This is a genomic window from Streptomyces poonensis (assembly GCF_014650915.1).
In the GTDB taxonomy this organism is placed as follows: domain Bacteria; phylum Actinomycetota; class Actinomycetes; order Streptomycetales; family Streptomycetaceae; genus Streptomyces; species Streptomyces poonensis.
This window is the reverse complement of the sequence record NZ_BMVW01000006.1, coordinates 279,196-302,627: the sequence shown is the minus strand read 5'-3', so window position 1 is coordinate 302,627 and position 23,432 is coordinate 279,196. Positions and strand designations below refer to the sequence as shown.

At 73.7% G+C, this 23,432-nt stretch carries 16 protein-coding genes and 1 tRNA gene; 6 read left to right on the top strand and 11 right to left on the bottom strand.

Features of this window, described 5'->3' with window-relative positions:
• Positions 1-2 precede the first annotated feature (2 nt).
• Both IE242_RS18245 and rpmG read right to left on the bottom strand, forming a co-directional pair.
• Complete coding sequence (locus tag IE242_RS18245) at positions 3-251, bottom strand: type B 50S ribosomal protein L31 (protein ID WP_189860453.1); 249 nt, start codon at positions 249-251, stop codon at positions 3-5.
• 9 nt (positions 252-260) lie between these two features.
• On the bottom strand, positions 261-425 hold the full coding sequence (gene rpmG / locus IE242_RS18240) for a 50S ribosomal protein L33 (protein WP_030573688.1): 165 nt from the start codon (positions 423-425) through the stop codon (positions 261-263).
• A 63-nt stretch (positions 426-488) separates the two neighbouring features.
• Between rpmG and rpmB the strand changes: the two genes are divergently transcribed.
• The 3 genes from rpmB to IE242_RS18225 all read left to right on the top strand — a co-directional run bounded on the left by rpmB (position 489) and on the right by IE242_RS18225 (position 1,764).
• Complete coding sequence (gene rpmB / locus IE242_RS18235) at positions 489-725, top strand: 50S ribosomal protein L28 (protein ID WP_189860447.1); 237 nt, start codon at positions 489-491, stop codon at positions 723-725.
• A gap of 32 nt (positions 726-757) precedes the next feature.
• Positions 758-1,063, top strand: coding sequence for a 30S ribosomal protein S14 (rpsN, locus tag IE242_RS18230; protein ID WP_189860425.1), 306 nt, complete (start codon positions 758-760; stop codon positions 1,061-1,063).
• Between the two features lie 116 nt (positions 1,064-1,179).
• Entirely contained in the window at positions 1,180-1,764 is a 585-nt protein-coding gene (locus IE242_RS18225) for a hypothetical protein (protein ID WP_189860423.1), read from the top strand.
• 13 nt (positions 1,765-1,777) lie between these two features.
• Here IE242_RS18225 and IE242_RS18220 read toward each other — a convergent pair whose 3' ends face one another.
• On the bottom strand, positions 1,778-3,940 hold the full coding sequence (locus IE242_RS18220) for an FUSC family protein (RefSeq protein ID WP_189860421.1): 2,163 nt from the start codon (positions 3,938-3,940) through the stop codon (positions 1,778-1,780).
• 164 nt (positions 3,941-4,104) lie between these two features.
• Here IE242_RS18220 and IE242_RS18215 point away from each other — a divergent pair, with 164 nt between their 5' ends.
• The gene (locus tag IE242_RS18215) at positions 4,105-4,656 is read left to right on the top strand and encodes a DUF4232 domain-containing protein (protein WP_189860419.1); all 552 of its coding nucleotides are present in this window, start codon (positions 4,105-4,107) and stop codon (positions 4,654-4,656) included.
• Positions 4,657-4,699: 43 nt separating this feature from the next.
• On the opposite strand, the gene IE242_RS18210 is transcribed toward IE242_RS18215, so the two are convergent.
• Positions 4,700-5,887, bottom strand: a complete 1,188-nt coding sequence (locus IE242_RS18210) for a DUF2786 domain-containing protein (protein ID WP_189860418.1) — start codon at positions 5,885-5,887, stop codon at positions 4,700-4,702.
• Positions 5,888-5,981: 94 nt separating this feature from the next.
• Between IE242_RS18210 and IE242_RS18205 the strand changes: the two genes are divergently transcribed.
• Together IE242_RS18205 and IE242_RS18200 are read left to right on the top strand one after the other, a co-directional pair.
• On the top strand, positions 5,982-6,755 hold the full coding sequence (locus tag IE242_RS18205; RefSeq protein ID WP_189860416.1) for a Clp protease N-terminal domain-containing protein: 774 nt from the start codon (positions 5,982-5,984) through the stop codon (positions 6,753-6,755).
• A gap of 83 nt (positions 6,756-6,838) precedes the next feature.
• A complete protein-coding gene (locus tag IE242_RS18200) occupies positions 6,839-8,560 on the top strand; it encodes a bifunctional 3'-5' exonuclease/DNA polymerase (RefSeq protein WP_189860414.1) in 1,722 nt (573 codons plus the stop codon).
• Between the two features lie 27 nt (positions 8,561-8,587).
• Here the strand turns inward: IE242_RS18200 and IE242_RS18195 are convergent, their stop codons facing one another.
• The 7 genes from IE242_RS18195 to topA form a co-directional block, all read right to left on the bottom strand.
• The gene (locus IE242_RS18195) at positions 8,588-11,890 is read right to left on the bottom strand and encodes an AfsR/SARP family transcriptional regulator (protein WP_189860412.1); all 3,303 of its coding nucleotides are present in this window, start codon (positions 11,888-11,890) and stop codon (positions 8,588-8,590) included.
• A 265-nt stretch (positions 11,891-12,155) separates the two neighbouring features.
• On the bottom strand, positions 12,156-13,352 hold the full coding sequence (locus IE242_RS18190) for a hypothetical protein (protein ID WP_229859109.1): 1,197 nt from the start codon (positions 13,350-13,352) through the stop codon (positions 12,156-12,158).
• A gap of 192 nt (positions 13,353-13,544) precedes the next feature.
• Positions 13,545-13,621 (bottom strand) — tRNA-Thr (locus IE242_RS18185).
• 136 nt (positions 13,622-13,757) lie between these two features.
• Entirely contained in the window at positions 13,758-15,383 is a 1,626-nt protein-coding gene (locus tag IE242_RS18180; RefSeq protein ID WP_189860410.1) for an alpha/beta hydrolase, read from the bottom strand.
• Between the two features lie 138 nt (positions 15,384-15,521).
• Complete coding sequence (locus tag IE242_RS18175) at positions 15,522-16,727, bottom strand: DNA polymerase III subunit delta' (RefSeq protein WP_189860408.1); 1,206 nt, start codon at positions 16,725-16,727, stop codon at positions 15,522-15,524.
• A gap of 138 nt (positions 16,728-16,865) precedes the next feature.
• Positions 16,866-20,300 carry a dTMP kinase gene (gene tmk / locus IE242_RS18170; protein WP_189860406.1) on the bottom strand — a complete coding sequence of 1,145 codons (3,435 nt, stop codon included), beginning with the start codon at positions 20,298-20,300 and terminating at the stop codon, positions 16,866-16,868.
• Between the two features lie 238 nt (positions 20,301-20,538).
• The gene (gene topA, locus IE242_RS18165; protein WP_189860404.1) at positions 20,539-23,376 is read right to left on the bottom strand and encodes a type I DNA topoisomerase; all 2,838 of its coding nucleotides are present in this window, start codon (positions 23,374-23,376) and stop codon (positions 20,539-20,541) included.
• Positions 23,377-23,432: the final 56 nt, after the last annotated feature.

The following is a 23,432-nucleotide window of genomic DNA, read 5'->3' as shown; positions in this document are numbered from 1 at the left end:
GGTCAGCTCCGTTTCCCGTAGCGCTTCTCGAACCGCTCGACGCGGCCCGCCGTGTCCAGCACGCGCGCGGTACCCGTGTAGAAGGGATGGCTGACGTCCGAGATCTCGACGTCGACCACGGGGTAGGTGTTGCCGTCCTCCCAGACGATCGTCTTCTCGCTCGTCATCGTCGACCTGGTCAGGAAGGCGTGGTTCGCGGCGCGGTCCCGGAAGACGACGGGACCGTAGGCCGGATGGATTCCCTTGCGCATGGCGGCGGTTCAGCGCTCCTCTCGGAAGTCGACGTGCCGGCCCGCGACCGGGTCGTACTTGCGCAGCGTCATGCGGTCCGGGTCGTTCCGCCGGTTCTTGCGGGTGACGTAGGTGTAGCCGGTGCCGGCGGTGGACCGGAGCTTGATGACCGGACGGAGTTCGTTGCGTGCCATGACTGGTACCTTACTGAAAATGAATTCCATTTACAGCAAGCGATCGAGAGAGGTGCGTCACCCTTGTCCGCCCACTGCATGCTGACCGGGGCCCGGCCGGGCTTCGGCAATCACATCTCGCACTCCCACCGGCGCACGTCCCGCCGTTTCGACCCCAACATCCAGTCCAAGCGCTACTGGCTGCCGAGCGAGGGCCGGTACGTGCGCCTGCGGCTCAGCGCCAGGGGAATCCGGACGGTCGACGCGATCGGCGTCGAGGCGGCCGTGGCGCGCATCCGCGCGCGTGGGACGAAGGTCTGAAGGTCGAAGGATCCGAGGGGACGGAGCAGGGAATGGCGAAGAAGAGCAAGATCGCGAAGAACGAGAAGCGGAGGGAGACCGTCGAGCGGTACGCGGCGCGCCGGGCCGCACTGAAGGAGGTCATCCGCAGGCCCTCCTCCACGGCGGCCGAACGGGAGGCCGCGCAGCGGGAGCTGCGCCGCCAGCCTCGCGACGCGAGTCCCACGCGCGTGCGCAACCGGGACCAGGTGGACGGCCGCCCCCGCGGCTACTTCCGGGCCTTCGGGCTGTCCCGGGTGAGTCTGAGGGAGCAGGCGCACGCCGGATTCCTGCCGGGGGTGCGCAAGTCCTCGTGGTGAGGGCCTGGTGAGGACCGCCCCCTTGTGTGATCGTCCGTGGAGTTGTCCGCGACGGCTGCCGGCTTGCGGCTGTTGCCGAGGTGACATCACAGCCACACGCACACCTGGGGGTTCCAGTGACCACGACGACCACGGCAGCCTTCCCGGCCCGGCGGGCCCGTGTCGCGGCAGCGGCGGCCGCACTGACGGCCGCGCTCGTCCTGACGGGGTGCAGCGGCGGGGACGGGGACTCCGCTGGAGGCGAGGGTTCCTCCGGAGCCGGGGATTCCTCCGGAGCCGGGGATTCCTCCGGGGGCGGGGATTCCTCCGGGGGCGGGGGCTCCTCCGGCAGTGATGCCTCGTCGTCCGCGCCCGCCGCGCCGACGACGGAGCCGTCCGGCGCGACGGGCGGGCTCGAGGGCAGCTGGCTGGCCACCACGGACGGCAAGGCGGTGGCACTGATCGTCACCGGCGAGAAGGCAGCGGTCTTCGAGACCGGCGGGACCATGTGCAGCGGCACCGCCGAGGAGGAGGCCGGCGTGCGGATGCTCCGCCTCACGTGCAGGGGTGGCGGTGACGACCGCGCCGACGGCCGGGTCGACTCCGTGGGCGCCGGGAGCCTCACGGTCACGTGGGAGGGCGGCGCGGGCGAGGAGACGTACCGGAAGGCGGAGGGCGGCTCGATGCCGTCGGGGCTGCCGACGGCTGGACTCGGGACCTGAGAGGGACCGGGGATCAGGAACGGGGTCGGCCGCTGTCGCCCCTTCCGCGCACCGACATCGGCGGTGCGCCCGTGTCGAGGGCTTCGGAGAGCTCGTCCAGCGCCTCCAGGAGGAGCGCGGCGCCGAGCCGTACGACCGCGCCGGTGTCCGTCGCCGCCTCCTCGTGCCCGGTGTCCGTCGCCGCCTCCCCGCGCCCGGCGTCCTGGGCGTCCCAGGCCGCCAGCGCCTCGCGCGCCCCGTCCCAGCGGGGGACCCGGCGCTCGCGTACGGCCTTCGCGCCCCGGTCCGTGACGGTGCGCAGGACGTCGGCGAAACGGGTGGCCGCCGGGTTCGGGGGCGCGTCCCGGCCGGGGACATGGGCCTCCAGCAGCATGGCGACGCGGCCGAACTGGGCGACCGCCTCCTCGGCCTCCTCGGCGGCGGTCCGGGAAAGGCCCCGGTGGCGTACGGGCTCGTTCTCGGCGCGGGCGACCGCGGTGTGCCAGTCCATACGGGCGGTACGGCCGGCCAGCAGGGCCTCGCGCACCTCGTGGGCGGAGCGCTCGGGGTCGCCCGGAGCGGCGTACCGGCCGACCACCGCCCCCGCGTAACGGCCCGTCGCGGCCAGCCAGTCGGCGAGGCGGGTGCGCAGCCGCGGGGTCTCCCAGGCCGGGTAGACGGCGTACGCGAGCATCGCGAGGAGGCCGCCGGCGAGGGTGAGCAGCAGGCGTTCCGTCACCGTCTGCGTCCATGCCTCGCCGCCCATGCCGAGCAGGAAGACCACGTACGCGGCGATACAGGCCTGGGCCGCGATCTGGCCGGTGCGCATCAGGAGGTACGTCAGGCCCGCGCTCAGCACGGCGAGGGCGCCCGAGAGGTACGTCCCCGGGTGCGCCACCTGCATGATGCCCGTCGCCAGGGCGATGCCGATCAGGGTGCCGCCGAAGCGGGCGACCGCGCGGCTGTACGTCTGTGAGAAGTCGGGGCGCATGGTCATGACCGCGGTCAGCGGGGCCCAGTAGCCGTGGCCGAAGGGCAGGGCCGCGCCGATGAGGTAGCCGGCGACGGCGACCGCGGTGATGCGGACGGCGTGGCGGGCGATCGGGGAGTCCCGGCGGAGTTCCCCGCGCATGGCGCGCAGGGTGACGGGGACCAGGCCGAGGAGCGAGGGGCGCCGCAGGGACCGGGTGTGCGGGCGAGGGCCGTCGGTGTGCGCGCCGCCCGCCGTCTCGACGACGTCCTGCAGCAGTGTGCCGAGCCGGGTCGCCGCCCGGGCCGACGGGCCCTTCAGGATCGCGCCCGTGTCCGGGGTGCGGAGCGCGGCGAGCGCGGCCGGCGGGACGTCGACCTCCCCGCCGTGGCGGATCGCGGAGGCCGACGCGTCCAGGACGGTGGCCGCGGCGGCGAGGAGTTCGCGGACGCGGTCGCGTGCCCGGCCCTCGTCGGGGACGCCCAGCGCCGGGTCGGCGAGGGTGGCGAGGACGGGCCGGATGCGCTCGGCGAGGAGGCGGGAGCCGCGCAGTTCGGCGGGCCGGGTGCGGGCCTGGCGGGGCGTCAGCGTGGCCGCGTCGCGGGCCGCCATCAGGGGCTCGGGGTCGAAGCGGGCGACCGGGTCGTGACGGAGGCGGCGGGCGTAGTCGGCCTCGGCGGCCAGGGCGTCGGCGAGCGCGTCGCGCTGGGCGCCCCAGCGGCGTACCGGGAAGAGGACGATCAGCGTGGCCTGCACCAGACCGCCCACGATCATCATCGCGGCGTGGACCGCGGCTTCCGCGACCGAGGTCGGCAGGGTGATGGTGATGAGCATGATCGCGACGTTCGAGGCGGCGATCAGGCCGGTCGTGGGCCCCGCTCCCCAGGCCAGGCCGGCCAGGAACGTCCACACCATCAGCAGGACCAGGAACAGCGGCAGGCGGGAGATCGTGACGTAGCCGAGGAAGGTCGAGACGGCGAGGGTCGTGCCGGAGACGAGGGCGAGGGTGGGGCGCGGCCGCCAGCTGCGCTGGAACGTGGCCATCGCCGCCTGGAACGCCCCGAACGCCGAGCTGGCCGCGGCCAGGGGCCCGAACGCCCACAGGCCGAACCCGAGCATGATCGCCAGCCCTGCCGCGGCCCGCACCGCGACCAGCGGTTCGAGACGCTTGCGCTCGACCGTCAGTCCCGAGCGGCCGGTCTCCTTCAGCGCCCGGAACCAGCTCATCCACATCAGCGTACGGGTACGGGGAGCAAACGGGATGTCTCGGTCATACGCGGCGTCGGCCCACCCCGCGGCCGGTCGCCTGCGCGGGTGATGTGAAGCTTCACCATCCGCACCGCGTGATGATCGTCGGAGCACACCGTCCCTTACCCGACCCGGGGGAGCCCATGCGCACCACGCCCGCCGCCGTCACCGCCGCCCTCGTGGCCGCCCTCACTCTGACCGCCTGCGGCGACTCGTCCGACACTCCCGGCACTTCCGACGAGGACACCGCGTCCGGCGCGGCCGGCGGCAAGGTCACCGCCTGCGCGGCCGACAAGCTCACCGTCGGCTTCGGCCCCAGCAACGCCGCCCCCGCCGCCGGGGACACGGGCAACATCCCCGTCACTCTCACCAACACCGGCAGCACCTGCACGCTCCAGGGCGTCCCCGACACCGAGGTCCACAGCGGCGACAGCTCCTGGACCGTCAGCACCGAGGAGGGCGCCGCGGAGCCGAAGCTGACCCTGGCCGAGAACGCGGCGGCGTCCTTCACGATCACCTACGTACGCGGGGCCGCGGGGGACCCGGAGCAGGCCGTACGGCCGGAACGGGTGGAGTTCCGGCTGCCCGGCGGCGGCACGGCGCAGAGCTACGCGTGGCCGGACGCGGAGGTCGCCGTGAAGTCCGCGGAGGAGCTGGACATGACGGTGAGCCCGTTCCTGCCGTCGGGCGACTGAGAACACCCGGGGCGACGGGGGCCCGCAGGGCGCGGACGCCCGCTCACGGCAGCCTGGGCCGGGCCGCGAGCCGGGCGCGGTCCGCCGCCTCCGCGCCCTGGTGCCAGCCGGCCTCGTCGCTCACCCCGCGCACGCGCGTGGTGACCGTGTCCGGGAACAGACGCGTGACCTGCTCGTGGACGGCCAGGTCGCGGGCGGCGAGGACGGGCAGCAGGTCCGGCCCGGGCGTTTCCCCGGACACCCCTTCGGCCCGGCTCCCGGACGCCTCGGTCTGCGCCTCGGCGACCGCCGCCAGCCGGTCGCCGATCCGGTACGCGTACGCCGCCAGGAACGACTGCCGGAACGTCTTCGTACGCTTCCTGCCCCCCGCCCTCTGCGCCGCTTCCGCCGTCGTCATCGCGGTCGTGGCCTGCACGAGGAGTGAGGTGTAGAGGAGTTCGACCGCCTCCAGGTCGGGTTCGAAGCCGACGACCGTGGAGAAGCCGAGGGCCTCGTTCCACACGGCCTGGCAGCGGTTCGCGCGCGCGACCGCGTCGAGGAGCACCGCCTTGGCCGTCTCGTACGGCGGGTCGACGCCGATCCGGCAGGCACTGGGCACGTTCGGGTCGTGTGCCCGCGCGGCGAGCAGCGCCTCGTCGATGCTGTGCCGCGCCATCAGCTCCTGCGCCTTCGCGCTGAGCGCCTCCGCCTCCTCGGGGAAACCGGTGGCCTCGGCCTTGGCGAGCAGGGCACGGATGCGGGACAGCACGCGGGCGCCGCCGGACGGACGCTCCGGAGAGCCGGGAGAGCTGCGGGGCGCCCGCGCCTCGCCGAGCGGTTCGAGGGCGGGCAGGCGCAGGAGCAGGCGGTACAGCTCCAGTACGGCGGTGGCGTGCGAGAAACGGTCGGTGCGGGGCGGCGGCGCGAACCCGTCCAGTTCCCCGAGTTGGGCGGCCCAGCGGGAGCCACGCCCGGCCTCCTCGGGGGCGGGATGCTCCTGCTCGTCGAGGATCAGCCGGGCGACGAGGCGTACGTGGTGGTCGTCGAGCTCACGCCGCACGAGCCGTACGACGTCGGCGGGCTGCCAGCCACGCCGCCAGGCCGCGGCGACGAAGTCGCGCCCCCTGCGGGCGACCTCTGGGTCGGCGGACGGGTCGGCGGCGAGCAGTGAGGCGCCCGCGTCCAGGGCGGCGTCGGTGTCGGCGTACAGGGCGGTGCCGAAGGCGCTGTCCACCGTGCTGGTCGTACTCACGCGTCGATCGTGACATGCCGCCGTCCGGCATCGAAAAGCGTTCGGCTGTCAACTCGGGGTTGACGACCCCCCAGCGTCAACCTACGGTTGACACATGACGACGAACCCCTTGGTCACGGCGTCCATTCGCCTCGACGACCTGATCGAAGCCATCAAGAAGGTCCACCCCCAGCCCCTCGACCAGCTCGAGGACGCGGTGATCGCCGCGGACCACCTCGGTGACGTGGCCGACCACCTGATCGGCCACTTCGTCGACCAGGCCCGGCGTTCGGGCGCGTCCTGGACCGAGATCGGCAGGAGCATGGGGGTCACCCGGCAGGCGGCCCAGAAGCGCTTCGTGCCGAAGGCCGAGGCCGACCTCGACCCCAGCCAGGGTTTCAGCCGCTACACCCCTCGGGCCCGCAACGTGGTGGTCACCGCGCACAACGAGGCCAAGGCGGCGGGAAACACCGAGGGCCTTCCCGCACACCTCGTACTGGGCCTCCTCAGCGAGCCCGAGGGCCTCGGGGCCAAGGCGATCACCGCCCAGGGGGTCACCCTGGAGGAGGTCCGCGCCGCGGCGACGGCCGCACTGCCTCCGGCGTCCGCCGACGTGCCCGAGCTCCTCCCCTACGGCGCGGACGCCAAGAAGGTCCTCGAACTCACCTTCCGCGAGGCCCTCCGGCTCGGCCACAACTACATCGGCACCGAGCACATCCTCCTCGCCCTGCTGGAGTTCGAGAACGGGGACGGGGTGCTCAGCGGGCTGGGCGTGAGGAAGGACGCGACGGAGGCGAACGTGGCACAGGAGCTGCGGGCGATCACGGGGGACACGAAAGACACGGAGGACACGGAGGACACGGAGGACACGGAGGACACGGACGTGTAAGCGGCCGGAGCCGAGTGGGGGAAGGCCGGGGGTGCGGGGTGAGCGCGGGCCCGTTGTCAGACCCCCCTGTCACACTCGCACCCATGACCGACCACTGGGCTCGCTGGGCTCTCGCGGAGGCCGAGGACGGAGGCGCGTACATCGCCCCCCTCGGCCCCGACGGGCTGCTCGCGGGACCCGTACGGCACGAGCCGGACCCGGTCACCGCCGTCCGGAGCCGGCCGCGGGTCGCCCGCTGGGTGTGGCGGGCGACCGCGGCGACGTATCCGCGCCTGATCGCCGCGGGGGTGCGCGTGGAGCGGTGCTACGACATCGATGTCGCCGAGAACCTGCTGCTCGGCCATGAGGGACGGCACGGCGAACCCCGTTCGGCCGCCGCGGCGCTCGCCCGCCTCCGCGGCGCCCCGGTCCCCCCGGACCCGCCCCAGCGCGCCGCCGAGCCGGGCGCCCAGGCCCCGCTCTTCGAGCCCCGCCCCGTCCACGTCCCCCTCACGGACCTCGTCGAGGTGTACGCGGACCAGCAGCGGCGGCACGACGCCACCGCCCACCCCGGCCGCATGCGCCTGCTCACCGCCGCCGAGTCGGCCGGCATGCTGGTCGCCGCCGAGATGAACCACGCCGGCCTGCCCTGGAGCCCCGACGTGCACCGCCGGGTCCTGCACGAACTCCTCGGCGAGCGGTACGCGGGCGGCGGTGAGCCCCGGCGGCTGGCCGAGCTCGCCGACGAGGTGTCCCAGGCGTTCGGCCGGCGCGTACGGCCCGACCTGCCCGCGGATGTCGTCAAGGCCTTCGCCCAGGCCGGGATCAAGGTCAGGTCCACGCGCCGCTGGGAGCTCGAGTCCGTCGACCATCCCGCCGTACGGCCCTTGCTGGAGTACAAGAAGCTGTACCGCATCTGGGTCGCCCACGGCTGGTCATGGCTCCAGGACTGGGTGCGGGAGGGCCGGTTCCGGCCCGAGTTCCTCGCGGGCGGCACGGTCACCGGCCGCTGGGTCACCAATGGCGGGGGCGCCCTGCAGATCCCCAAGGTGATCCGCCGCGCCTGCGTCGCCGCCCCCGGCTGGCGGCTCGTCGTGGCCGACGCCGACCAGATGGAACCGCGCGTGCTGGCGGCGATCTCCCGCGACCCCGGCCTGATGGAGGTGGCGAGCCGCGCCACCGACCTGTATCAGGAGGTGTCCGACCGGGCGTTCGCCGGCGACCGCGCGCAGGCGAAGCTCGCCGTGCTCGGCGCGGTCTACGGGCAGACCTCCGGTGACGGCCTCAAGAACCTCGCGGCACTCCGCCGCCGCTTCCCCCGGGCCGTCGCGTACGTGGACGACGCGGCCCGCGCGGGCGAGGAGGGCCGGCTCGTACGGACCTGGCTGGGCCGTACGAGCCCGCCGGCGGCCGGAGCCGCGGCCGAGGCCGCGGCGGAGGAAGCGGGCATCCCGCAGGACGAGCCCGCGCGGGCTTCCGTGGGCGCCGACTCCGGCACCGACCAGGACTGGACGCCCGGATACGCGTCCACCGACTCCCGCGCCCGGGGCCGCTTCGCCCGTAACTTCGTCGTCCAGGGGAGCGCCGCCGACTGGGCGCTGCTCCTCCTCGCCGCCCTGCGCCGCACACTGGCGGACATGGCGGCCGAACTGGTCTTCTTCCAGCACGACGAGGTGATCGTGCACTGCCCGGAGGAGGAGGCCCAGGCGGTCGTCGCGGCGATCCGGGAGGCGGCCGATCTGGCGGGACACCTCACGTTCGGCCGGACACCGGTGCGCTTCCCGTTCACGACGGCGGTGGTGGAGTGCTATGCCGACGCGAAGTGAGGGTGGTGAGGGTGCTCGCGCACCTGCTCAGCGGTCCGCCAGCAGGTTCCGCAGCTTCCCCGCCACCGGCGAGTCCGTGCCGTCGAGGACCCGCAGCGCCGCCTCCCACTCCGCGTACGCCTCGTCGGAGCACCCTTCGTCCGCCAGCAACAGGCCCCGCTGGTGCCTGGCGAGACCCTCCATGTACTGGTCGGCCCGCCGTTCGGCGAGCTCCAGCAGCCGGCCGCACTCGTCGAAGGCGCGTTCGGTGCGGTCCAGTGCGCGCAGGGCGCGTACGAGCCCGAGCCGGGTCTGGGACTCGCCGCCCCAGTCCTCGTCGTCACCGAGGATCGCGAGGGCCTGCTCGAAACTCTGCACGGCCCGGTCCGGTTCACCGAGCCGGAGGTGGGCGTATCCGATGTTGCAGTGTGCGGTGTGCCGTACGAGGACGCTGTCGGCGACCTCGCCGAGCGCCAGACTGCGCTGGTGGTGCACGATGGCGGCTCGCGCGTCGGTGTGCTTGAGCAGGTTGCCGAGATGGCTGAAGGTGACGGCCTGGCCGTACGGATCGCCCAGCTGCCGCGACAGCTCCAGGCTCTGGCGCAGCGTCTCCTCGCTCTCCTCGTACCGGCCGAGGCTCTCCAGCAGCAGGCCCCGGTTGTTCAGACAGCGCCGGATGCACGAGACGGCACCGAGCCCGCGCCACAGTTCGAGCCCCAGGTCGTTCAGGGCGAGGGCCTCCGTGAGCCGGCCCGACATGAAGTGCAGCCCCGCCCGGTCGGTGAGGGCGAACGCCTCGGCCGCGTCGTCCCCCACCGACCGGGCCACGTCCAGCGCGATCCGCCCCAGCACGTCCAGCTCGGCGAGACGTCCGCTGCGCTGCAGGTACGGGAAGAGCTGGCGGACCAGCACGGGCACCAGCGCCAAGGGGGTGGCGGCCGCGGCCGTCCCATCGGCGGTACCGTCGTTCATCCCGCCGGCCGTACCGGCTGCTGTCCCGGCCACCGCCCCTGCGGCGATGCCGGTCGCGCCCGGCCGTACGCAGCGCTCCACGAGGGCGACGATGTTGGGCAGTTCACGGTCGCCCCAGGCGAAGGCCGCCTCCGCGGAGGGGAACGGGCGGGTGTCGACCGGGGCCGACTCACCGGCCGTCGGCCGCAGCCGTTCCTCACGCTCGTATCCGGGCGGCAGAAGCGCGATCAGACTCTGGCGCGCACGGTCGGCGTACCAGCGCAGCGCGTCCGCGACGGCACCACCGCGCTCGGTGCCGGTACTGCCCCCGCTGCCGTCACTGCCCGCGCCGCCGTCGCTTCCACCACTGGCACAGCTGTCATCACAGGCATCGCAGGCGTCACTGGCGTCACTGCCGTCGGCGGAGAGCTCGCGGGCGAAGTCCCGTACCAGATCGTGCGGTGCGTACCGGCCGTACGCCGTCTCCTCCAGCAGCGCCACGTCGACGAGCCGGTCGAGAGCGGCCTCGGCACGCCGTTCGTCGGTGCCGGTGAGACGGGCGACGAGCGGTGCGCCGTACGCGGGCAGGTCGAGCGCCCCGATGCGGTGCAGGGCGAGTGCCGCGTCGCGGTCGGCCTCGCGGTCGGAGGCGCGCAGGGCCTCGTGCGCCACCGCGAGGGACCGGCGCACGCTCAGATCGTCGTACTCCAGGTGGTGCAACCGCCCCTCCGTAGCGGCCAGTTGCCCGGCGAGGGCGTCCGGGCTGAGCGCACGGCGCGCGGCGAGGCGTGCCGCCACGATCCGCAGCGCGAGCGGGAGACGGCCGGCGAGCTCGACGAGCGGGTGGGCGCCGTCGAGCCCGTCGCGGCCGGAGACCGCGCGCAGTAACGCCGCGCTGTCCTCGTCCGACAGCGGCGTGAGCGGGAAGCGGTGGGCGCCGTCCAGCGCGGTGAGCGGGGACCGGCTGGTCACGATCACGGCGCATCCGGCGCCCGCGGGCAGCAGCGGCCGTACCTGCGCGGCGTTCGCGGCATCGTCGAACACCATGAGCGTGCGGGTCGGCGCGAGCGTGGAACGGAGCAACGCGGCCGCCGCGTCCGGGTGTTCGGGGATCTGGCGCGGCTCGGTACCGAGGTCGCGCAGCAGTGCGGTGAGGGCCTGGTGCGGGCTGACGGGGGTCATACCGGGCGTGGCACCGTGCAGATGGACGTACAGCTGGCCGTCGGGAAAGCGATCCGCCAGCTCATGGGCCGCCTGCAGGGCGACGGCGCTCTTGCCGACGCCCGCCATGCCGCTGACGACGGCCACCGCAGGGGAACGGTCGGCCGGGGACAGACCGGTGTCCAGAGCGCGGCGCAGGGCGGCGAGTGTGTCGCCGCGGCCGGTGAAGTGGGCGGGAGCGGCCGGGAGCTGGGCGGGACGCGGACGGCCGGAGGGCGCGTCGACAGAGCTGGTGGCACCGCTGGTACCGGCAGTGGCAGCAGTACTGCCGGTACCCGCCGTGCCCGTACCGACGCCACTGCTCGCGGCGCCATGGGGGCCGTCAGAACTGTCGGGTGCCCTGCCGGTGAGCCTTCCGGCGGGCTCCTCCTGGAGGATCTCCAGATGCGCGTCGCGTACCGCCGCCCCCGGTTCCACGCCGAGTTCCTCGACCAGCCGGGCGCGCAGATCGCGGTGCACGGCCAGTGCCTCGGCCTGGCGTCCGGTGTGGTGCAGCACCAGCATGAGCAGCCGGTGGAAGGCCTCCCGCAGGGGATGCTCGGCCACGAGCGCGGCCAACTCGGGGGCGAGCGCGGCCAGCCGGGCGGGTCCGGCGGCCGGAGCATCTGCGAGCGCGCCCGAGGCCAGGGCGGCACCCGCGCCCCCGGCACCCTGGGCGAGGCCGAGTTCCGCCTCGTACCGCCACTCCAGGAGCAGCAGCCGCGCCTCCTCCAGCCGCTGGACGAAGGCGTGACCACCGAAGCCCTGCGGCAGCGCGCCGAGCGGCGTCCCCCGCCACAGCGCGAGCGCGGCGGCGGCCTCGCGCACGGTACCCGCCCAGTCCCGGTCCGCGTGCGCGGAGCGCGCGGCCGACACGTGTGTCTCGAAGACCCGGACGTCCAACTCGCCCTCGCCGACCCGCAGCAGATACCCGGGCGGAACGGCACGCAGCCGCTCCGGATCGTCCAACAGCCGCCGCAGCCTGGTCACATGGTTCTGCAGCGAGGCGTGCGCGGACGGCGGGGGCGCACCGCCCCACAGCGCGTCCTTGAGCGACTCGACCGAAACGGACCGGCCGGGCTCCAGCAGCAGCGCGACGAGCAGGGCACGCATCTTGCCGCTGCCGATCGGCCGTACGCCGCCGTCGGCGTCGTACAGCACCGGCGAACCCAGCAGTCCGAACCGCAGCCCGTACCGCATAGCACCGCCTGTCGTCCCTCCGCCCGGCCTCCGGGCCGTGCTCCACGACGACTTCGCGCCGCCCGTTGGCCACATGTTAGCGATCCGTTGGTGCCGTCTGATGTGATCACTTCATCGGATCTGGCCCGACGGTGCGCGCGTAGGACGCGTTGCTCGGGGGAGTGTCGCCGCCGCGGCCGGGTCCGGGGCCTGCGGGGCCCCGGTCGGCTGAGGTGAACGACCGGGGCCTTGTGCGTGCCACAGGGCTTCGTCGTACGTCGTACTGCTAGGGCCGGGCGAAATCCTGAACCTGGTCCCGATCCGGGTCCTGCACCGGGTCCTGTGCCGGGTCCTGGGCGCGGGCGTCGGCCTCGGCGGTTCCCGCGCGGCCCGTGGTCAGCCGCAGGATCACGGCAGCCGCGGCTCCCGCCACCAGTCCGAAGGTCAGGGCGGCCGGAACGCCGCCGCCCAGGACGGCGGACAGATGCAGCAGTCCCCAGCGCATGCCCGTCCCGTCCGTCACCACCCGCAGCAGCTGGCTCGCCAGCAGCCCGATCACGGTCGCACAGACCGCGCCGACCGCCATCGCCGGCACAGCGGCTCGGGTGAGCAGCCCGGGCAGCAGCCGCAGCGCCCACCACACCACGGCGAGCAGCAGTACGTCGGCGCTGCGGTACAGGAGCCAGTCGCCGAGCGGTGTGCCGGACGGGCCCGTCCAGGCGCCGAGCAGCAGCCATTGGCGCAGCAGGTCGCCCGGTTCGGCGAACACTCCGCTGCCCGTGAAGGCCGTCTGGAGAGCGGCGGCGTTCGACTGGTACGACAGGACGACCGAGGACAGTGCGATCACCGCGGTCCCGGCGGTTGCGGCCGGCCGGGCGGCAGGCGCCGGAACGGGCCGCCGCGGCAACGGACCGGCGCCCTCCGCGGTGACGCGTGCCACGAGCACCGCCCCCACCGCCGCGACCAGCGCGGCCACCACGAGGATCTGCCGCCCGGAGGAGATCATGGACGCCAGCTGCGGCAGGAAGCAGTAACTGCCGCCCTGCGAGGCGATCAGCCACGGCGCGGAGACGGCCACCGCCAGGGTCCCGGCCACCAGGCCCCAGGCCCACACCGCGAGCAGCGCGGCAGGCGTCCGGCCGCGCACCGGCGGCAGCCTGCGGACCAGGAACAGTGCCCCGGGCACGAAGAAGGCGAAGACCGCGACGAACCTGATCTGCAGAGCGGTGCGGTAGAGCTCGCCGTACCGGCTGCCGTCACTCCCGGCCGTGTCACTGCTCCCGGCGCTGAACCGGAGCGAGTCCGGCGGATCGTACGACCAGGGGACGAGCCAGTGCTCGAGCTCGGCAGTGGTCCGGCCGCCGAGCAGGTCGACGGCACCCTGCAGGTGCAGCGCCTGCGCACTCGCTCCCGCCCACCACAACAGCACCGGGATCAGTACCCCGCCGACCACTGCCGGTATCGCCGCGCGCCGATATGTGATGTACGGCCCTGCGCTGCGATGACGCACTCGCGTGCACCCTCTGATCAAGCGGAGGCTACGGGGCGGCGATCACATACGGATCACAGTCGCACGTCGCTTGCCCGGGCCCGCACATCGGCATGCCCGGGCCCGCCCGGGGGCGGCCCACAACAGCCAGAGGCCAGGACACGTATCACGTGACCTGGCCTCTCATGGAGCCGCTTTCGGGATTCGAACCCGAGACCTACGCATTACGAGTGCGTTGCTCTGGCCATCTGAGCTAAAGCGGCGCGCTGCCCGCACTATGGTGCGATCAGCAACATCGGTAAGTCTACACAGTTTCCCGAGCTCCCCCTACCACCCACCGGGGCACCCTCCTGGACGCCCGCGGCGGGAAGCCGCGGGTGCCCGCCGGCCGGCCCGGCCTCACCGCTGTGCGCAGCGTTTCCCCTCGGCCGGCGGTGTGCCCCGCAGCAGGTAGGTGTTGATCGCCGAATCGATGCAGTCGCTGCCGCGGCCGTACGCCGTGTGTCCGTCGCCCTCGTATGTGAGCAGCCGTCCGGAGGAGAGCTGGGAGGCCAGGGCCCGCGCCCAGGGGTACGGGGTCGCCGGGTCGCGGGTGGTGCCCACCACGACGATCGGGGAGGCGCCCTTCGCCTCGATGCGCTGCGGCGCTCCCGTGGCCTTAACGGGCCAGTACGTGCAGCTCAGGGCGGCCCAGGCGAGGCCCCTGCCGAAGACCGGGGACGCCTTCTCGAAGGCGGGCAGCGCCTTCTCGACCTGTTCGGGGCCCGAGAAGGCCGCCGGGAGGTCCAGGCAGTTCACGGCCGCGTTGGCGTACATCAGGTTGGAGTAGCGGCCGTCCGGGTCCCGCTCGTAGTAGCTGTCCGAGAGGGCGAGCAGGCCCGCCCCGTCCTCGTCCTCGACGGCCTGGTTGAGAGCCTGGCGCAGTTCGGGCCACGCGGCCTCGTCGTACATCGCGGCGATCACGCCCACGGTGGCCAGGGACTCGCCGAGTTCCCGGCCGTCCGGGTCGCCGGTCGCGAGGGGCTTCTCGTCGAGCCGCCGGAAGAATGCCTTCAGGTTCTCACCGACCCGGCCGGGGGTGGTGCCCCGGCCGCCGAGGGGACAGTCGGCCTGCCGTACGCAGTCCTTCGCGAACGACTGGAAGGCCGTCTCGAAGCCCGCCGTCTGGTCCTCGTTCAGCCTGCGGGCGGACAGGGACGGGTCCATCGCGCCGTCCAGCACCAGCCGGCCGACGCGCCCCGGGAACAGGCCGGCGTACGTCGCGCCCAGGAACGTCCCGTACGACGCCCCCACGTACGTCAGCCTCTCGTCGCCCAGCAGTGCGCGCAGGACGTCCATGTCGCGGGCCGCCTCGACCGTGGACACATGGCCCAGCAGCCGTGCCGAGCGTGCCTCGCAGCCCTTCGCGAACTGCCGGAACGACCCCACCAGCGCGTCGGCCTCCGCCTCGTCGTCGGGGGTGGGATCCGTCTGGGTGTACGTGTCCATGCCGGGGCCGGTGAGGCACTCGACCGGCTCGCTGCGGGCGACGCCGCGCGGGTCGACGGCCACCATGTCGTAGCGGGCGCGGACCGCCTGCGGATAGCCGAGGGCCGCGTACGACTCCAGGTACTCCACCGCCGAGCCGCCCGGTCCGCCCGGGTTGACGAGCAGCGAGCCGAGGCGCTCGCCGGGGCCGGTCGCCTTCCTGCGGGCCACCGCCAGCCGGACGTCGCCCGCCTCCGGCTTCGCGTAGTCCAGCGGGGCCCGCATCGTGGCGCACTGGAAGCCGGGTCCCACGCAGTCGCGCCAGTCGAGCTGCTGCCGGTAGTACGCCGACAGCGCCACCGGGACGGCGCGCGGCAGCGGTGCGAGAACGGCGGCCCGCTTGGTCGAGGTCGTCGTGGCCGCCGTCACACCACCGGAGGTGCAGGCGGGCACCAGCAGCGAGAACGCCGCGACCAGCATCGTGCCCGTACTGCCGAGGCGGCGGCCCGTCCCGCGGAGGGGACGGTCGGGGCGGGGGGAAGTGCGCCTCTTGTACATTGCGCGAGCGTAACGCCAAGCAACCGACCGATCACCATCCGCGACGTACGACACCCATACGGACGAAGGTGTCGGCCGGCTCAGCCGTCGACGAGCAGGTCAGTCGCCGAAAAGTGGGTCAGTCAGCGACAACCGGCGTCAGCCGGCCCGCAGCGCCACGGTCATCGCCTCCACGGCCAACAGCGGGGCGACATTGCGGTCCAGGGCGTCGCGGCAGGCGGCGATCGCGTCGATACGGCGCAGCGTCGACTCCGGCGTCGTCCCGCGCGCGAGGCGGTCCAGCGTGTCCTGTACCTCGGTGTTGGCGAGGGCGACGCGGGAGCCGAGCTGGAGGGCGAGGACATCGCGGTAGAAGCCGGTGAGGTCGGTCAGCGCCAGATCGAGACTGTCGCGCTGCGCACGCGTCCGCCGGCGCTTCTGCTTGTCCTCCAGGTCCTTCATCACACCCGCGGTGCCGCGCGGCAGCCGCCCGCCCTGGACCGCGCCCAGCGCCGCCTTCAGCTCCTCGGTCTCCTTGGCGTCGACCTCCTCGGCGAGCTGCTTGGACTCCTCCGTGGCGGCGTCGACCAGCTCCTGGGCCGCCTTGAGGCAGCCGCCGATCTCCTCGACGCGCAGCGGCAGCCTGAGCACGGCGGCCCGGCGCTCCCGCGCACGCGGGTCGGTGGCCAGCCGGCGGGCGCGGTCGATGTGCCCCTGGGTGGCGCGGGCGGCCGTCGCGGCCGCGTCCGGTTCGATGCCCTCGCGGCGGACCAGCATGTCGGCGACGGCGTCGACCGAGGGCGTCAGCAGGCTGACGTGACGGCAGCGCGAACGGATCGTCGGCAGCACGTCCTCCAGGGACGGGGCGCACAGCAGCCAGACCGTACGGGGGGCGGGTTCCTCCACGGCCTTCAGCACGGCGTTCGCCGACTTCTCGTTCAGCCGCTCGGCGTCCTCGACGAGGATGACCTGCCAGCGGCCGTTCGCCGGCGAGGTGAAGGACTTGCGGACGGTGTCCCGCATGTCGTCGGCCAGGATCTGCGTGCCCACGGCGGCGACCGTGGTGACGTCCGCGTGCGTGCCCACCAGAGCCGTGTGGCAGCCGTCGCAGAAGCCGCAGCCGGGGCTGCCGCCGAGCGCGCGGTCCGGGCTCACGCACTGGAGGGCCGCCGCGAAGGCCCGGGCGGCCGCGGTGTGCCCCGCTCCCGGCGGGCCCGTGAACAGCCACGCGTGCGTCATCTTCGACCCCTCGGGCGGCGGGGCGTCGGCGGCGGCCGCGGTGACGATCGCGTCGGCGTCCCGGGCGGCCGCGTCGAGCTGCGCGCTCAGCTTCTCCTGGCCCACCAGGTCGTCCCACACGGGCATACGGCACCGCCCTTCCGTCACACTCTGCCCTGCCGTGACCCATTGTGCGGGAGAGCACTGACATCCGGGTCCGTGTACCGGAGACCCCACCGAATCAGCGACGGTCCGCAGCTCCCGCCGGGGCGAGGCCCCGCCGGATCAGCGGCGCCGACCGCCCCGTCCCCGGCCGTGGCCGCCGTCGTCCCGGTAGTCGTGCCCGTGCTCCTCGCGCGGTCCCAGCAGCTCGTCCGCCAGGGTCGGCAGGTCGTCCAGCGGGGTCTCCTCTGCCCAGTCGGACCGGGGGCGACGGCGCGGCGTGCCCTCGGCATCCACCTGGGGCAGCTCCCGCGTACGCTCTTCCGGCCGCTCGGCGGCCTGCTGCCCGGGAGCCTGCCACTCGTCCCGGAAGTACCCGGGCGGCACCCGGTCGGCGGGCTCGTCCGCGCCACTCCCCGATCGGACGTCGTCCTCCCGTACGGGAGGCAGTACGGCTGTCTCGTCCGCCGCCCCCGGATGCACCGGCGGCTGCGGAAGCTCGGCCGTCGTCTCCGTGTCGGGCGCACCGGCGCGCACCTGCGGCAGCACGGCCGTCTCGTCCGCGGGGCCGCCCGGCGCATCCGTCGGCGTCACCAGCGGTGTGGGTACGGTCGGCGCGTTGTCGGCCGCGAATGCGGGCGCCCCCTCAGAGCCTCGCGCGCCTCGCGCCTCGCCGGCACTGCCCGCCTCCGAACCCGCGGAACCCGACGCCGAACCCGCAGAACCCGATCCCGCAGAACCCGACCCCGAACCCGCAGAACCCGGTCCCGCGGCAGCGTTCCGCTTCTCGAAAGAGACCCGCTTGTCGAAAGAGACCCGCGCGGCCCCGGCCCCACCGGACGTTCCCGCCCCACCGGACGTTCCCGCCCCACCGGACGTCCCCGTCCCACCGGCCGACGCACCGCCACCGAACGTCCCCGCCCCGCTCGTCGCCGCCGAAGCCGCGGCCGCGGCCGCCGCCTCCGCCGCTCTGCGGGCCTCCTCGGCCCGCAGCAGTGCCTCCTCGGCCTTCCGCTGCTTCTCCAGACGCCGCGCCTCGGCCTCGGCGCGCAGCCGCTCCTCCTCGGCGGCCTGCGCTCGGCGGCGCTCCTCCTCGGCCTTGCGCCGCGCTTCCTCCTCGGCCCGTGCCCGCTCCTCGGCGAGGAGCCGTTCCCGCTCCTCCTCGGCACGCCGGCGCGCCTCCTCGGCCCGCTGCCGAGCCTCCTCGGCCTGCCGCTCGGCCTCGCGCCGCTGGGCCTCCTCCAGCTCGCGCCGCTTGCGCTCCTCCTCCTCGGCGCGCAGTTGGGCGAGCTGTTCCTGCCGCTCGCGCTCCAGGCGCTCCTCCTCGGCCTTGCGGGCGGCCTCCTCCTCGGCCTTGCGCCGCGCCTCCTCCTCGGCCTTGCGGCGGGCCTCCTCCTGGGCCTTCACCTCGGCCTCGGAGAGCGGCAGCATCATGTCGAGCCGGTGCCGGACGACGGTGGTGACCGCCTCGGGCTCCTGGCCCGCGTCCACGACGAGGTAGCGGCCCGGGTCGGCCGCGGCCAGCGTGAGGAAACCGGACCGCACGCGCGCGTGGAACTCGGCCGGCTCCGACTCCAGCCGGTCCGGCGCCTCCGTGAACCGCTCCCGCGCGGTCTCCGGCGACACGTCCAGCAGCACCGTCAGATGGGGCACCAGCCCGTTCGTCGCCCACCGCGAGATACGGGCGATCTCGGTCGGCGACAGATCACGGCCCGCGCCCTGGTACGCCACCGACGAGTCGATGTACCGGTCCGAGATGACGACCGCACCCCGCTCCAGGGCGGGCCGTACGACCGTGTCGACGTGCTCGGCGCGGTCGGCGGCGTACAACAGCGCCTCCGCGCGGTGCGACAGCCCGGCCGAGGAGACGTCCAGCAGGATCGAGCGCAGCCGCTTGCCGACCGGCGTCGCCCCCGGCTCCCGCGTCAGCACGACCTCGTGTCCCTTGGCCCGGATCCACTCGGCGAGCGCCTCGGCCTGGGTGGACTTCCCCGCGCCGTCGCCGCCCTCCAGGGCGATGAAGAACCCGGTCGCCGAGGGCGCGTCCGCCGGCTCGTCCCCGCCGCGCAGCGCGTCCCGCAGGTCGTGCCGCAGCGGTACGCCGGACCGGTCGTCCACCTTGGCCAGCACCAGTGCGGCCACCGGCAGCAGCAGCGCGCCCACCAGCATCAGCGTGAACGCGGCGCCCCCGTGGGCGAACACGAACCTGCCGTTCTCCACCCGGTGCGGCCCGATCAGCGCCGCCACCAGGGGGGCGATCAGGGCGCCGAGCGCCACGAAGACCCGTACGACCGCGTGCAGGTGCCCGGTCGTCCGCACCCGGCGGGCGGCCTCCGTCTCCTGGTCGAGCAACGCGTGCCCGGTGTTCGCGGCGATACCCGCGCCGACCCCGGCGAGCCCGAAGACCAGCACCACGCTGGTCACGTCCGGTACGAGTCCGGCGGCGAGCAGGGCCACGCCCGTGAAGGCGACGGCCAGCGAAAGCAGCCGGCGCCGCGACAGCGAGGGCAGGACCGAGGGCGCCGTGCGGATGCCGGCGGCCACGCCGCCCGTCAGCGCGACGACCAGCAGCCCGTACAGGACCGGGCCGCCACCCAGGTCCTTGGCGTGGAGCACGGCGACGGCGACGGCCGCGGCGACCGCCGCCGCGACGGCCGTGCAGGCGAGCACCAGGATTGGGATCGCGCCGGTACGCCCCTTGTCCCCGCCCGGGCCCGTCCCCGTCCGGGGGCGGCGCAGACCCTCCAGCGGCGACCGCGCGCGCGGGGTGCGCGTGCCGGGCAGCTCGAGGAAGACGACGACCGACAGCGAGGCGGCGAACAGCCCGGCGGCGACGTACGCCGGCAGTGCCGCCTGGTGCAGGCCGAACCAGGCGATACCGGCGCCCAGCAGGTTGTTCAGCAACGACACGACGACGAGGGCGGCGGCTGCGAGCGGCACCGCCAGGAAACCCGTGCGCAGGGACAGGCGCCGCAGCGCCTCCATGTGGTCCGGCAGCGGGCGCACGGTCGCGCCCTCCAGCGGCGGCGCGGGCAGCAGCGCGGGCGCCGCGCTCTCCCGGCACACCGTCCAGAAGCGCTCGGCGACACCGGCCACGAACGCGGTCACCAGCAGGGCGGCGAGCGCGCTGTCCGGCGTCCAGTCGATCCACAGCGGCGCGACGATCAGCAGCACGGCGCGCAGTCCGTCCGCGCCGACCATGGTCCAGCGCCGGTCGAGCGGGCCCTCCGGGGACGTGAGCGACGTGAGGGGCCCGAGAAGCACGGCCCCGAAGAGCAGCGTGGCCAGAACGCGTGCCCCGAACACGGCGGCGACCGTGAGGGCGACGCCCCGGTAGCCACCGCCGAACGAACCCTCCGCGATGGCCACCTGGAAGGCGAGGATCACGAGGACCAACAGCGCCAGGACATCACCCGCACCGCCCACGAGCTGCGCACTCCACAGCCGCCTGAGCTGGGGGTGGCGCAGCAGGGCGCGGACGGCGCGCTCGCGGGAATCCGCGACCAGTGCGTCGTCGGGGGCCGGGGTGGGGGCCGTTGGCTGCTCGGCTCGCGTCATGCATTCAGCCTATCGGGAGCCGCCGACACCCCGAGAGGACCGCCCGCCCGTGCACGACCCCCCACACACGCACGGACGTCCCCACCTCGTGACGCCGGTACGCCCGACTCCGGGACCCGATGTGAAGCACCGGTGAAGGCCCGCGGCGCCACCGGCGCCCGGCGCGGCGGCCCTCAGCCGCTGCCTTCGGCCAGTCCTCGCCCGCCGCCTTCGGCCAGTCCCCGACCGCCGCCTTCGATCAGTCCTCAGCCGTCGCCTTGGAGGCCGACGCCGCCGTCTTCTTCGCCGCGGTCTTCTTCGCCGTCGCCGTGGTCTTCTTGGCGGCCGTCTTCTTCGCCGTGGTCTTCTTGGCGGCCGTCTTCTTGGCCGGGGCCTTCTTCGCGGCCGTCTTCTTCGCCGTCTTCTTGGCGGGCCCCTTCGCCCGCTTCTCGGCGAGGAGCTCGAAGCCGCGCTCCGGGGTGATCGTCTCGACGCTGTCGCCGGACCTCAGGGTCGCATTGGTCTCACCGTCGGTGACGTACGGCCCGAAGCGCCCGTCCTTGACGACGACCGGCTTCTCGCTGACCGGGTCGGTGCCCAGCTCCTTCAGCGGCGGCTTGGCGGCGGCCCGGCCACGCTGCTTGGGCTGGGCGTAGATCGCCAGCGCCTCCTCCAGCGTGATCGTGAACAGCTGCTCCTCGGACTGCAGGGAGCGCGAGTCCGTGCCCTTCTTCAGGTACGGGCCGTAGCGGCCGTTCTGCGCGGTGATCTCCTGACCCTCCGCGTCCGTACCGACGACGCGCGGCAGCGACATCAGCCGCAGCGCGTCGTCGAGGGTCACCGTGTCCAGCGACATCGACTTGAACAGCGAGGCCGTACGCGGCTTGACGGCATTCTTGCCCGTCTTAGGGGTGCCCTCGGGGAGCACCTCGGTGACGTACGGGCCGTAGCGGCCGTCCTTGGCGACGATCGTGTGGCCGGTCGCGGGATCCGTGCCCAGCTCGAAGTCGCCGCTCGGCTTGGCGAGCAGTTCCTCGGCGAGCTCGACGCTCAGTTCGTCCGGCGCCAGGTCGGCCGGGATGTCGGCGCGCTGGTGGTTCTCGGAGTCCTTCTCGCCGCGCTCGATGTACGGACCGTAGCGGCCCACGCGCAGCACGATGCCGTTGCCGACGGGGAAGGACGACACCTCGCGCGCGTCGATCGCGCCCAGGTCCGTGACCAGCTCCTTCAGACCGCCCAGGTGGTCGCCGTCGCCGTTGCCGGCCTCGGCGGCGAGCCCGGCGCCGTCCGTGTTCTCACCGTTCTCACCAAAGTAGAACCGCTTGAGCCACGGCACGGCCTGCGCCTCGCCGCGCGCGATGCGGTCGAGGTCGTCCTCCATCTTGGCGGTGAAGTCGTAGTCGACGAGCCGCCCGAAGTGCTTCTCCAGGAGGTTGACCACGGCGAAGGACAGGAAGGACGGCACGAGCGCCGTGCCCTTCTTGAACACATAGCCGCGGTCGAGGATGGTCCCGATGATCGACGCGTACGTCGACGGGCGGCCGATCTCCCGCTCCTCGAGCTCCTTGACCAGGCTGGCCTCGGTGTAGCGGGCCGGGGGCTTGGTCGCGTGGCCGTCGACCGAGATCTCCTCGGCGCTCAGCGGGTCGCCCTCACTGACCTGCGGCAGCCGGCGCTCACGGTCGTCGAGCTCGGCGTTCGGGTCGTCGGCGCCCTCGACGTACGCCTTCAGGAAGCCGTGGAACGTGATTGTCTTGCCGGACGCGCTGAACTCGGCGTCGCGGCCGTCGGCGGCGGTGCCACCGATCTTGACGGTGACGCTGTTCCCGGTCGCGTCCTTCATCTGGGAGGCGACGGTCCGCTTCCAGATCAGCTCGTAGAGCCTGAACTGGTCGCCGGTCAGCCCGGTCTCCGCGGGCGTGCGGAAACGATCACCCGAGGGCCGGATGGCCTCGTGCGCCTCCTGCGCGTTCTTGACCTTCCCGGCGTACGTGCGCGGCTTCTCCGGCAGGTAGTCGGCACCGTACAGCTGGGTGACCTGGGCGCGGGCGGCCGCGACGGCGGTGTCGCTGAGCGTCGTGGAGTCCGTACGCATGTAGGTGATGAAGCCGTTCTCGTACAGCTTCTGCGCGATCTGCATGGTGGCCTTCGCGCCGAAGCCGAGCTTGCGGCTCGCCTCCTGCTGCAGCGTCGTCGTACGGAACGGGGCGTACGGCGAGCGGCGGTACGGCTTGGACTCGACCGAGCGCACGGAGAACGCGGTGTGCTCCAGCGCGGCGGCCAGCGCGCGGGCGGCGGCCTCGTCGAGGTGGAGAGTGTTCGCGCTCTTGAGCTGCCCCAGCGAGTTGAAGTCGCGGCCCTGGGCGACGCGCCTGCCGTCGACCGTGGTCAGGCGTGCGACCAGGGACGACGGGTCGGACGGGTCACCGGCGCGGCCGGTGCCGAAGGTGCCGGTCAGGTCCCAGTACTCGGCGGAGCGGAACGCCATGCGCTCGCGCTCCCGCTCGACGACCAGCCGGGTCGCCACGGACTGGACACGGCCCGCCGACAGCCGCGGCATGACCTTCTTCCACAGGACCGGCGAGACCTCGTAGCCGTACAGACGGTCGAGGATGCGGCGGGTCTCCTGGGCGTCGACGAGCCTCTGATTGAGCTCGCGCGGGTTGGCCACGGCGGCCCGGATCGCGTCCTTGGTGATCTCGTGGAAGACCATCCGGCGGACCGGGACCTTGGGCTTGAGCACCTCCTGGAGGTGCCAGGCGATGGCCTCGCCCTCGCGGTCCTCATCGGTGGCCAGGAAGAGCTCGTCGGAGTCGCGCAGCAGGTCCTTGAGCTTCTTGACCTGGGCCTTCTTGTCGGCGTTGACGACGTAGACGGGCGCGAAGTCATGGTCGACGTCCACGCCGAGGCGGCGCACCTCGCCGGTGTACTTCTCGGGCACCTCCGCGGCGCCGTTCGGAAGGTCGCGGATGTGCCCGACGCTCGCCTCGACGATGTATCCAGGGCCGAGGTAGCCCTTGATCGTCTTCGCCTTGGCAGGCGACTCGACGATGACGAGTCGGCGGCCGCCCTTCGCGGTCTCGCTGGTCGGGGACAACTTCGCTCTTCTCTCCGGTCGACGCTGGGTCTCCCCAGGTTTTCGTCCCGGGGTCG